This is a genomic window from Microvirga alba, assembly GCF_015694465.1.
Lineage (GTDB): Bacteria > Pseudomonadota > Alphaproteobacteria > Rhizobiales > Beijerinckiaceae > Microvirga > Microvirga alba.
The window spans coordinates 101,850-114,054 of the sequence record NZ_JADQDO010000002.1; the positions used below are offsets into that span (position 1 = coordinate 101,850).

Annotated in this window: 10 protein-coding genes; 7 read left to right on the plus strand and 3 right to left on the minus strand. The window is 63.3% G+C overall.

Annotation, left to right across the window (positions count from 1 at the left end; all coding sequences use genetic code 11):
- The first annotated feature begins 21 nt into the window (after positions 1-21).
- The 7 genes from I2H38_RS04840 to I2H38_RS21230 all read left to right on the plus strand — a co-directional run bounded on the left by I2H38_RS04840 (position 22) and on the right by I2H38_RS21230 (position 7,527).
- Positions 22-1,119, plus strand: a complete 1,098-nt coding sequence (locus I2H38_RS04840) for an anhydro-N-acetylmuramic acid kinase (protein WP_196270705.1) — start codon at positions 22-24, stop codon at positions 1,117-1,119.
- 16 nt (positions 1,120-1,135) lie between these two features.
- Complete coding sequence (locus I2H38_RS04845) at positions 1,136-2,149, plus strand: serine hydrolase domain-containing protein (protein WP_196270706.1); 1,014 nt, start codon at positions 1,136-1,138, stop codon at positions 2,147-2,149.
- A gap of 113 nt (positions 2,150-2,262) precedes the next feature.
- A complete protein-coding gene (locus I2H38_RS04850) occupies positions 2,263-3,156 on the plus strand; it encodes an N-acetylmuramic acid 6-phosphate etherase (protein ID WP_196270707.1) in 894 nt (297 codons plus the stop codon).
- Between the two features lie 43 nt (positions 3,157-3,199).
- Positions 3,200-4,102, plus strand: a complete 903-nt coding sequence (locus tag I2H38_RS04855) for an N-acetylglucosamine kinase (protein ID WP_196270708.1) — start codon at positions 3,200-3,202, stop codon at positions 4,100-4,102.
- A gap of 67 nt (positions 4,103-4,169) precedes the next feature.
- Entirely contained in the window at positions 4,170-4,961 is a 792-nt protein-coding gene (locus I2H38_RS04860; protein WP_196270709.1) for a bestrophin-like domain, read from the plus strand.
- An 84-nt stretch (positions 4,962-5,045) separates the two neighbouring features.
- Positions 5,046-5,981 (plus strand): sugar kinase, encoded by a 936-nt coding sequence (locus I2H38_RS04865; RefSeq protein ID WP_196270710.1) that lies wholly within the window; start codon positions 5,046-5,048, stop codon positions 5,979-5,981.
- 79 nt (positions 5,982-6,060) lie between these two features.
- Positions 6,061-7,527 (plus strand): sensor histidine kinase, encoded by a 1,467-nt coding sequence (locus tag I2H38_RS21230; protein WP_196270711.1) that lies wholly within the window; start codon positions 6,061-6,063, stop codon positions 7,525-7,527.
- A gap of 27 nt (positions 7,528-7,554) precedes the next feature.
- Here the strand turns inward: I2H38_RS21230 and I2H38_RS04875 are convergent, their stop codons facing one another.
- From I2H38_RS04875 to I2H38_RS04885, 3 genes are all read right to left on the minus strand, one after another.
- On the minus strand, positions 7,555-9,138 hold the full coding sequence (locus tag I2H38_RS04875; RefSeq protein WP_196270712.1) for a peptide chain release factor 3: 1,584 nt from the start codon (positions 9,136-9,138) through the stop codon (positions 7,555-7,557).
- 847 nt (positions 9,139-9,985) lie between these two features.
- Complete coding sequence (locus I2H38_RS04880; RefSeq protein WP_196270713.1) at positions 9,986-11,101, minus strand: succinylglutamate desuccinylase/aspartoacylase family protein; 1,116 nt, start codon at positions 11,099-11,101, stop codon at positions 9,986-9,988.
- An 86-nt stretch (positions 11,102-11,187) separates the two neighbouring features.
- Entirely contained in the window at positions 11,188-12,165 is a 978-nt protein-coding gene (locus I2H38_RS04885) for a glucokinase (RefSeq protein WP_407664041.1), read from the minus strand.
- Positions 12,166-12,205: the final 40 nt, after the last annotated feature.

Below are 12,205 nucleotides of genomic sequence, written 5' to 3' on the forward strand. Positions count from 1 at the left end.
CCAAATTGGCCGGAGCACTTGATGTTGCAACGTTCGCCCGTGAAAGCGATTGGCGTCATCAGCGGGACCTCCATGGACGGCATTGATGTCTCGATCGTCGAGACCGACGGCGACACAATCGTCAAGCCGGGGCCGGGACGCACTTTCTCCTATCCTGACGATCTACGGAAACGTCTCCAGGATCTGATCGCCGAGCCGGCGCGCGCGCAGAGCGAGCCCTTGAGCGACCTCGATCAAGAGGTGACGGACGCCCATATCGCCGCGATCCGGCGCTTCATGGCGGAGACTGGCATTGCGGCCAAAGACGTCCGCCTCATCGGCTTTCATGGACAGACGGTTTATCACCGGCCGGAGGTTCGCTTCACGCGGCAGCTCGGCACGGGAACCCGTGTTGCCCGCGAGCTGGGCATCGACACGGTCGACCGGTTCCGCCATGCGGATGTCGCCTCCGGAGGCGAGGGCGCGCCTTTCGTGCCGCTCTATCACCGAGCGCTGGCGAGCAACCTCCCGCAGCCGGTCATGATCTTGAATCTCGGCGGCGTCGGCAATGTCACCTACATCGACGGCGACACGGTCATCGCCTTCGATACCGGCCCGGCGAGCGCGCTTCTCGATGATTTCATGCTGCGCCGCCGCGGGCTGGCCTATGACGAGAACGGGCAGCTCGCCTCATCCGGTGTTGCTGACCCCAAGCTCGTCGCCGAGTTCATGAAGAACCCCTATTTCGACCGCCCTGCCCCGAAATCGCTCGACCGCCAGGATTTCCATGCCCGCGCCAAAAGCGTGGAAACGCTCTCGGACGAGAACGGCGCGGCGACGCTCGCCGCATTCACCATTGAATCCGTCATCGCCGCGCTCCGGCACGTTCCGCGCGCGCCGCAGCGTTGGCTGGTCACCGGCGGCGGACGGTGCAACGCGCACTTCATGAAGTGCCTGCGCAAGCGCCTCGGCGTGAGCGTCGATCCGGTGGAAGCGGTCGGCTGGAACGGCGATTTCCTGGAGGCGCAGGCCTTCGGCTATCTCGCCGTGCGGTCAACCCAAGGGTTGCCCTTGAGCCTTCCGACGACGACCGGCGTGCCTCATCCGATGCCCGGCGGCGAACTTCATCGCGCAGCCTGATTTTCATAAGCGAACCATGCCCCTGACAGACCTGATCGGGCAGGCTTTCGAGCCTGCCGCAAGCTCCATTCGCGACACCAAAATTCCTGGCGCGGTCCTGGGCATCGTCACAGCCGACGGAACGCGCGCGGTGCATTGGGCGGGCTCGGCGCAGATCGTGCCGGAGAGGCACGATCTATCGCGTGAGACGTGGTTCGATCTCGCCTCTCTCACCAAGGTCGTCTTTACGACGACGGGCATTCTCCGCCTCGTGGAGCAAGGCAGGATCGCGCTCGACGATCCGCTGATCGCGGTCATTCCCGATCTGCGCCAATACGATATGAACGCTGCCGAGCGGCGTCTCACGTTTCGCCAGTGCCTCGCCCATCAGACACATCTGCCCGCTGTCGAGCCGCTCTATACTTACGGCCAGGATCCCGAGACGCTGCGCGCCTTCATTCTGCAACGGGTCTGGCAGAGCGGGGCGCCGGTTTATTCCGACATCAACTACATGCTGCTCGGCATCGCCATCGAGCGCATCACGGACAAGCCCCTCATCGAGCAGCCCCTCCCCGACCGGCTGAGTTTTCGCCCCGACCCGCACCTGTGCGCGGCGACGGAGCGCTGCACTTGGCGCGGACGCGTGATCCGCGGCGAAGTGCATGACGAGAACGCCTTCGCGCTCGGCGGCGCGTCCGGCCATGCGGGCCTGTTCGGCACCATCGACGGCGTGCTCGATTTCGCGCACTCGCTCCTCGACGGAACCGGCCTCTCGGCGGCTTCCCTGAAGGCCATCCGCACCCGGGAATCCGAGAAGCGAACCATCGGCTGGGAGGGCTTTTATCCTGGCTGGCACGGGGGCGATGCCTGCTCGCCCACCACCATCGGGCATACGGGTTTCACGGGGACCGGCCTATGGCTCGATTTCGAGCGCGGGCTGGCGTGGTCGCTTCTAACCAACCGCGTCCATCCGAGCCGCCACACGGATAGCGGAATCCTGAGCCTCCGCCGCGCGACCGGGGAGCAGGTGATCGCGTTATTCGACCGTTAGGTACGGTCTTAACGACATTTACCGAAAGCCGTTGAATCCCCGCCCCACGGTGGAGACGGCGATTGCTGACGTAACGAACTGGACCTATATTGGTCTGCAATAGAGAGCACCCGATGGCCACAGAAACCTTCAGCACTCGCTTCCAGGATCTCGATTCCTGGCCCAGCCTCGACATCCTTTCCGCTTTCTATGAGGGCCAGCTATCCGCCGTTGCGGCGGTTCGGTCCTCGCTCCCCGCCATCGCGGCGGCCGCAGAGGAAGCAGTGGCGCGGCTGCGACGGGGCGGGCGCCTGGTTTACGTGGGCGCCGGAACCTCGGGCCGCATCGGAGTGCAGGACGGCACGGAACTTCCGCCCACTTTCAACTGGCCCGACGATAAACTGGTCTACCTGATCGCGGGCGGCGAAGGCGCGTTGCTGAAAGCGGTCGAAAACGCGGAAGATTCAGTCGAGCAGGGCATCGCCGGGATCAAGGATTCCCAGGTCGGCCCGAATGACGTGGTCATCGGGGTTGCCGCCAGCGGCCGCACGCCCTTTACCATTGCGGCCCTTGAGGAAGCAAAGGCGCGCGGCGCGCAGACGATCGGCATTTCCAACAACGCGGGCGCGCCGATCCTCGACGTGTGCTCTCACCCGATCCTCGCCGATACGGGCGAAGAGGTCGTCGCCGGCTCGACCCGCATGAAGGCGGGCACGGCGCAGAAGATCATTCTCAACCTTCTCTCCACCCTGATCATGGTTCGACTGGGCCGGGTCTATCGCGGCCTCATGGTGCATATGCGCGCGACCAACGCGAAACTGCGTCGCCGCAGCGAGATCATGGTGTCCCAGATTACCGGTTGCGATGACGCCACCGCCATCGCGGCGCTCCGTCAGGCAGACGGCGACATGAAACTCGCCTCCCTCATCGCGCTGGGCATCAATTCCACCGATGCGCAGGCGGCGCTCGCGCGTAGCGATGGCAATTTGCGCGAAGCGCTGGCAGACTTCTCCGACATCAGGGGCTGACTCCACCACATCAAGGTGGGTTGAGACAGGGAAGCGAAGTGTCATGGCGCTGGGGCTTGGCATCGACGCGGGCGGAACCGCCACGCGCTGGAGATTGGTGGATGCCGAGGGCAAATGCGTCGCGCAAGGCTCCGTCGAGCCTCTGACCGGCCATCTCTTCTCCACTGCTGCGGAAGAGCGGGCGAAGCGGATTGTCGGCGAGGTGGCGCAGGCCGCCGCCAAAAGCGACAAGCCCGTCGGCATCGTCGCAGGCATCACCGGCCTGACGCGCGACACGCCAGCCGAGGCGACGATGCGCAGCATTCTGGCGGAGGCGTTCAAGCTTCCTGAAGACAAGGTCTTCGTCGCCGAGGATATGTGGATCGCCTACCTGTCCCATTTCGCGCTCGGCGAGGGCATCCTGGTCTATAGCGGCACGGGCTCCATCGGCTACTACCTGTCCGAAGACAAGGAAGTGATCCGGGTCGGCGGACGGGGCAACCTGATCGACGACGGCGGTTCCGGCTTCTGGATCGCGCGGGAGGCCCTGAAAGCGGTGCTGCGCGCGGAGGAGGACACTCCCGGATCAGGCTGGGGAACACCCCTCGGCTCGTGTCTTGCCGAAGCGCTCGGCGGCACCGATTGGAATATCGTGCGAACCTTCGTCTATGGCGGGGATCGCGGAAAGATCGGCGTCCTCGCTCGTGTCGTCGGCGAAGCCGCTTCGAGGCCCGACAAGACCGCTCTTCGCATCCTGCGCGAAGCCGGAGAGGAACTCGCCCGCCTCGCCAACAGCCTGATCAAGCGGGTCGGCCCGCGCCCCGTCGCGCTCGTCGGCGGAGGCTCGCGTCTTCATCCAATCATTGCGGAGGCCTTTCGGCGGGATCTGGTCGCGCCGGTGGAAGTGATTGCCAACGACGTGGATGCGGCGCTGACTGCCGGGCGTTTGGCAGCCATGGTCCGTTGAGCCCCGAACCTTTACATTCCCGTAAGATAGCACCTTAACTCCGACCCGACCTCTCAGGAGGAGCGAAATGATCTTCGACAGCTGGCTCGATATGCCTGTTTGGGGAATTTTTGGCTCGGTGGCAGGGCTGTTTGCCCTCACGGCCATCCTGATCCATTGGCTTTGCTTTGGGAAAGCCTGCCGCACCCGCGCAGCGAACTTCAGCGGGGTGGTTGCGCCCTTCTTCGGTTCCGTCGCGGTGTTGTTTGCCCTCTTGACCGGTTTTCTGGCCAATGATGTCTGGGAGCGAAACAGGCAGGCGACCCGTACTGTGATGGCTGAAGAGGGCGGATTGCTGACTCTATACGCCGTCAGCGTCGCGACAGTGTCGGATATGAAGGACATCCGCGCAACGGCGCAACGTTACGCAGAATTGCTGATTTCCGATGAATGGCCACGCATGCGCGATCAGGACTATTCCGCCAAGGCGGGCCAGACGCTTCTGGAGCTGCTCAGCAAAGTCGCGGATCCCAAAATCACAGCCGATGCCGGCCCGGCAGCGCAAGGCGCGCTTCTCGACGTGGTGCTCAAGCTGCGCTCCGCGCGTGACGACCGTCTGGCTTTGAGCGGCGACCGCACGGACCGTACGAAATGGGCCGCTGTCGTGATCCTCGCACTCATTACGCAAATCGCGATTGCCGTCGTGCATCTGGAGCGTCCCCGAGCGCAGATCGCCGCTCTATCGATATTCTCCGTTGCCGTCGTCGTAGCCCTGGGCTTTGTCGCGATGCGCGAGCGTCCCTTTGACGGTCCCTTGCAACTATCTCCTGCCCCCTTGCAGGAAGTGCTCCAGGTCTACACCGGCGTATTGGCGCCTTGAGGCCGACCCGTAACGCTTGCACAATCCGTCATCCTCGGCCAAGACTCCCATGTCCGGAATCCAATTTCGAAACGATCCTTAGTGATGCATGCTCTCTTCGTCGGCCAGACCTATATCGATGTGACTTTCCTCGCGGATGAAATTCCGACCGGGGACGACAAGACCGTGGCGCGCGATTATGCTATCTCGTTCGGCGGTAACGCGGTCACCGCCGCATTTGCTTGCGCGAAGCTCGGTATCGTTCCGGACCTGCTCACCTCGATTGCGGATGACTGGTTGGGGCGCATGTTCATCGACATGGCCGCGAAGTATGGCATTTCGGTTCATCACCGGAAGGTCGCGGAATCGTCCTTGTCGTTCATTATGCCGCATGGTGGCAAGCGCGCCATCGTGCGCTGCCGCGACGACCACTATTTGCACCCTGTGCCGCCCTTGAATCTGACCGGCTGCAAGGCGCTTCACCTCGACGGCCACCAAGCCGACGCCGCGATGCATTACGCCCGCACCTGCCGCGAGGCCGGCATTCTCACCTCGCTCGACGGCGGCGGCCTGCGCTCCAACACGCATGAACTTCTCGAATTCATCGACGTCGCCATCGTTGCCGAGCGCCTTTGCGAGCAGATGAATCTGACGCCCTATGAAATGTTGGGTTACCTCAAGAGTCGCGGCTGCAAGATCGGCGGCGTGACCTTGGGCGAGCGCGGACTCGTCTGGTACGATGAAACCGGCGCGGAAGGCGTGCTCCCCGCGCTTGCAGTCCCGCCGGACGTGGTTGTTGATACCAACGGCGCGGGCGACATCTTCCACGGCGCGTATGTCTATTCGGCTATGGCGCGGCCCGAGCTTCCCTGGCGTGAGCATTTCATTTTCGCCCGCGCGGCGTCGGCCTACGCCATCCAGCATCTCGGCAACGAGGCCAGTTTGCCGACCGTCGCCGATATCAAGCGCACACAGGAAACGTTTCCAGAGAATGCCAAACCCGCTCCGGAGCTTCGTGTGCTGCACCAAAAACGCGTTTGAACCGAGCGGCGGAACGATTTAGGGTTGTGTAGCGCGGCGTTCCGATGCGCTAGCGATTGGGTGAGCGAAGGGTGCTGCGGTGAGTCCTTTCCAGGAGTGGGCCTCTGGACTCAATGAGTTCCGCTTTCAGGCGGGGGCGCAGGACTTTGGCCCCGACGCTCTCACGCAACTCCTTGAGCATGTTCCGCTCGCGCTCGCCGTGACGCTCGGCTCCGATCACCGCTGTGTCTTTGCCAATCGTCTTTTCCGTTCGGCATTCTCGACCCGTGACTCGGACTTCATCGGCAAAACCGTCTCGGAAATCATAGGCGATCGCTACGCTGCGGGGATCGCAACCTGCCAGGCGCGCGTCTTCGAGACCGGCGAGACATACGAAATCTCAGGCGCGCCATTCGACTTCATCCCCAATCGCGAGACAACCTATTGGGACATCAAGCTGGTGCCCACACGGGGCGGGGATGATCGTATCAGCGGTGTCCTGATCATCGGCGCCAATGTGACTGATCGCGTCAAGGCGCGCGCGGAGGCGGACCGGCAGGCACACCACGAGGCCCTGCATCATGAGCGCCTCGCGCTGGCCGCCGAAGCCACGGAGCTGGGTCTTTGGGAATGGGATGTCCGGACAGGCCAGACCTATTGGTCCGAACGTCAGAAGGAGATCTTTGGCCTCCCGATCGATCAACCCGCCACCTACGACGTCTGGCTTTCATCTCTTCATCCTGAAGATCGCGACCAGGTTCTGAAATGCGTGACATCGCTGCTTGATCCGAATTCGGATGGGCGATTGCAGCTCGAACATCGGATCACGCGCCCCGACGACGAGACCCGCTGGATCATAGCCCGCGGCAGAATGATGTATGATGTCGTGAAAGGCGTACGGGTGCCCTCACGCCTCCTCGGGACAATTCTCGACATCACGGAGCGCCGCAAGGGTGAGGAGACCCGGCAGCTTCTCGTGCAGGAGCTCAATCACCGGGTCAAAAACCTGTTCGCGATGGCGAGCGGCATGGTCGCATTGACGGCAAAAACGGCGCAAACGCCGAGGGACATGTCGGTCGTGCTGCGCGGACGCCTCCAGGCGCTTGCGCGCGCCCACGAGTTGATCCGCCCGGCCATTACGGGTGACGAGCCCGCCGGGCGCGAGACCTCGATCGATGAGATCGTTCGGGTCGTTCTCGCGCCGCATATCGATCAAGAGACGCAGATGTCGATTGACGGAACGCTGTTCCCGGTCGGACCGCGAGCGGCGACCAGCCTGACCCTGGTTCTCCACGAACTCGCGACCAATGCGTCCAAATATGGCGCCTTGTCGGTGCACGAGGGGCAGGTCCAGATCAGCTGGACGCACGACGATTCGACGCTTCTCCTGCTGTGGCAGGAAACCAACGGCCCGAGGATCGCAACCGCGCCCGCGGCGGAAGGCTTCGGCTCACAACTGGCCCGCACGAGCGTGACGGGCCAGCTGGGCGGTGACATCCACTACGACTGGCGCAGCGAAGGCTTGCACGTCCGCATCCGCCTGCCGCTCGACTTCCTCTCTCATTGAGGCGAGGCGCCGAAAGGCCGCGAAAGCTCACGCCGCCTTCTTCTGGTAATCCTTCACATCCGAGAACAGGATGCCCTTGTAGCGGTCCATCTCGTATTGGAGATTGAAGGTGTTCGCCGCCATGAAGACCGGGGCATCGTCGAGATCGCGCGCCATCGACGACAAATGGCCGTCGATGAACTTGTCGAGTTCGACGCGGTCGGTCGCGGTGATCCAGCGGCAGATGGTGAAGCGGGTCGGCTCATAGTCGATGGGCAGACCATATTCGCCGAGGAGACGCTCCTTCAGCACGTCGAGCTGCAGCGCACCGACCACACCGACGATGGCGCCGGAGCCGTCCTGAGGAACGAAGAGCTGAACCACGCCTTCTTCCGCCATCTGCTGCAGCGCCTCGCGCAGCTTCTTCGCCTTCATGGCATCCTGCAGCTTGATGCGGCGCAGGATTTCCGGCGCAAAGCTCGGGACGCCCCGGAACACCAGATCCTCGCCCTCGGTCAGCGTATCGCCGATGCGCAGCGTACCGTGGTTCGGAATCCCGACCACATCGCCCGCCCAGGCCTCGTCCGCGATAGCGCGATCCTGCGCGAAGAAGAACTGTGGCGTGTTCAGGCTCATGGGCTTGCCCGTGCGCACGAGCTTGGCCTTCATGCCGCGCTGGAGCTTGCCGGAGCAGATGCGCATGAAGGCGATGCGGTCGCGGTGGTTGGGGTCCATATTGGCTTGGATCTTGAACACGAAGCCCGACATCTTGGCCTCACCCGCCTCGACCAGGCGCTTATCCGCCTCCTGCCCGCGCGGCGGCGGCGCATAGGCCGCCATGGCGTCGATGAGATCGCGCACGCCGAAATTGCGCAGCGCGCTGCCGAAGAAGACCGGCGTCAGGTGACCTTCGCGGAAGGCCGTCAGATCGAACGGCTTGCAGGCCTCCTGCGCCAGCGAGACCTCCTCCAGCCACGCCTCCACCTCCTCCGGCGGGAGCAGCGCGGTCAGCGCCGGATCGTTCGGCCCCGAAACCGAAATCGGCTCCTCGTCCGTATCGATGCGGCGGATGAGATTGCGGCTCAGATCCAAGGTCCCCGCAAAGGTGCGGCCCTGGCTGATCGGCCAGGTCACGGGGGAGGTGTCGAGGGCCAGCGTCTTCTCGATTTCGTCGAGCAGATCGAAGGGGTTGCGTGCCTCGCGGTCCATCTTGTTGACGAAGGTGACGATGGGAATGTCGCGCATGCGGCACACCTCGAAGAGCTTGCGCGTGCGCGCCTCGATGCCCTTCGCCGCGTCGATCACCATGATGGCGGAATCGACGGCGGTCAGCGTGCGATAAGTGTCCTCCGAGAAGTCCTCGTGGCCTGGCGTGTCGAGCAGGTTGAAGACGCAGTCGCCATACTCGAAGGTCATGACCGAAGTCACAACCGAGATGCCGCGCTCCTTTTCGATCCCCATCCAGTCGGAGCGGGTGGAGACCCGGTTCTTCTTGGCCTTCACCTCACCGGCAAGCTGGATCGCGCCTCCGAACAGCAGCAGCTTCTCGGTCAGCGTGGTCTTACCCGCGTCCGGGTGGGAGATGATGGCAAAGGTGCGGCGGCGGCGCACGGGCGCCGGAAGGTCGGTCATGGCTTTCCAAGGTCTTTAGAGCATTTTCGACAAAACCGCACGCCGGTTTTGCGACTGAAAATGCGGCAAACAAAACTTTCTAGACTAGATCGCCTTTCAATCCAATCAGATCGGAATGCGCTTCGGGACGCGGATTGTCGGGACGAAAGGCGGGGGGCAAGACGCCGCAGTGCTACCCTCTTAACCCGCCTCGGCTTTCAAACCATATTGGTGGTCCCCGTCAACAACGAAAAGGAGGTGATCAAGTGTCTCATTGTCATACCCTACGGTTCCCGGTTGCCGTGACCTTGATCCTGGCCTCTGCCGAGATTGGTGCCTAAGGCACGAAAAGGGCGGCCCCATCCGGGCCGTGGACCGACAATGGAAAGGCCGCCTCAACGGGCGGCCTTTCTTTTTATTCTCTTGCAGCGGCTCCGTTAGTGACACTTAGTATCATCCATTAGCGAAGAATCGGAGGTCGTTTGAAAGGTTGGAGCCCCTTCGCGTATGTCTGCATGGTTCTGCTTGCCGTACCAGCGTGGTCGAAACCAGCCGAAGTCCCCCAGGCGCCTGATAATGATTAGTTTGAAGCGCTCCGTCGACAATGTCCGGCTCGACACCTAGAACATTTGAACCCTGGCATCCTCGTTGATGGAATCGAGGCTTTCCGGAATGAACTTCCTCTAGAACTCCGCATCCGTATCGACAGGATTGCGAAGCCAGAGCTGGCAAAATGCGAAGCCGGGGCAGGATGCGTCAATCGCGCCCATATTCGGGCAGCACGACGAATGAAGCTTTCCTCGAAGCTCGCCGAAGCGATTTGCAAGCTTCCCTACATTTGCCGGACCCCATTCGATTGCCGAGAGCTTTAGGCCCCCAAAAGCTTGCCCGTGCGCCGCGCATGGGTGCCGGCAACCTTGGCCAGGCGCGCGCCTTGCGTGGTGAAACGGATCAGGATGCGGGCGAACATGACGCCGTCATTTTCGCTCCGGGCGGGCGTCACGACGCCCGTCAGGGGATCGACGATATCCGCGATCACGTCACCTGCCTTGACCCGGTCGCCCACTTTCGCACGAAACACCACCATGCCCGAGGCCGGGGCGACAACCGGTTCGGAAGCGGCGAGCGGCGTCGGCGCGCAGAGCGCCGACGGCACCTTGGGAGCTTCCCCGGCGATCACACCCCGCAGGGTCAGATAGCCGATCATGGCGGTGGTATCGGTGCCGGCGAGATCATGGGCCACATCGCCCTCGCCGCGGAATTCGAGCGTCGTCGAATGACAGCTGAAGGGAATCGGATGCTCGGGGAAGCGGTCTGCAAGCTCTGCCCAGGGACGGCTGCAGGCCTCATCGAACGGATCGTCGCCGGATTCGTCCGCCAGCAGGAACGCGTGGGAACCGAGGAGCGCCGAGAGCGGGGTGAACTCCTCGGCCGAACGCGTGTGGCTGTAGAGGTGCACGACGGCTTCGGAATCGCAGTGCATGTCGAGCACGATATCCGCCTCGATGGCGAGGCCAAGGAGGGTCTTCTTCAGGACCTCGGCGGGATTGTGGGTCGGCCATACAGCCAGTTCCGCACTCAGGGCTTCCCGGATCAGGCGGACATTCGCCTCTCCGTCATTCGTCAGCCGGCCCTTGATGCGCTCCGCCACTTTCGGGACGAGATAGGCGTAGCCGCGATTGAAATTGATACCGTTCGACAGATCGAAACGGCCGACCGGCTCTCCCAGCACCTTTTGGGCGAGACCGATAGGGTTGGCCGAAGGCACGAGGATAACTTCGCCCTTGATCCGCCCTTCCGCCTCAAGCGCCGTCAGGCGCTCGCGCAGGTGATGCGCCGCGATCATGCCGGGGATCTCGTCCGCGTGCAGGGCGGCCTGGATATAGACGCGCGGACGCGCGCCCGCCTCACCGAAGCGCTGAACCGTGAGGGAAAGGTTCGCGCCGGGCGCAAGCGGAGAAAGGGCGATCTGTTCTGTCTTCATGATAACCGGAATGGGGCATGGGCCTGTGGCGGGAGAGAATGCCGGATTACCAGCGCTCACGCTGCTTGAACAGGGCAAAGCCTTGCCTAAGGAGCCTTCCAACCCTGCGACTGGAATACGAAGCGCCCCGGATGCGTGACCAGGGCGGCCAAGCCCTGCAGGGCCGGCTCCGGATTCACGATGACGAACGCAGGCACGCGCCTCGCCCAAGCCTCGTGCGGGGCCTTGTGGTCGAAGGCCTTCCGGAAAGCGTCCTTCTGGAGAATATCGACCATGCGCGGCGCGATGCCGCCGGCAATGAAGACGCCGCCGGAGGCCTCGAAAGTCAGAGCAAGGTCCCCCGCGAACCGCCCGAGCCACCGGGCGAAAAGATCGAGCACGTCGATGGCAAGCGCCTCACCCTCGCGCGCGGCGGCGAGGACATCGTTGGGCATTGTGTAGGGGCATGCGACCCCGCGATGCGCGGCGAGCGCCTTCGAGAGACGGAACAGTCCGGGTCCGGACAAGACCACTTCTGCCGTCACGCGCCCTCCGACCCGCTCAAGATGCGGCCAGAGCGCCGCCTCGTCATCCGTCACGGGGCCGAACTCCATGTGGCCGGCCTCCGTCGCCAGAATGGCGAGGCGATCCTCGACAGGCACCAGCGCCGCCACGCCGAAGCCCGTGCCCGGGCCCAAGACGACCCGTGTTCCCGTCAAGGCCGGCGCGGCGTCGCCCAGGCGTGCAAGGTCGCCCCGACCGACGTCGAGCACCGTCACCGAAGCGGCAACGGGGGTATAATCATTGACAAGGGTCACGCGCTCCAGCCCGAGAGCCCTGCCAATAGCCTCCGCGTCGATGGTCCAATGCGCATTGGTCAGGCGGATCACGGGTCGGTCGACGCGGGTCGCGACCGCGATCATGGCGGAGCGTGGGGCTGCCCCCGCATAATCCGTCATGGCAATCCTGATCGCATCGACCGGATCAGGCGTCTGCGCCGTCAGGGTTCGCGGCAGAAGTTGAACAGGCTCTCCGGGCGCAGGCAGAATTGCAAAGCGCGCATTGGTGCCACCAATATCGCCCAAAAGAACGGGAAACGCGAACATCAGACCCTATCGACCCTTT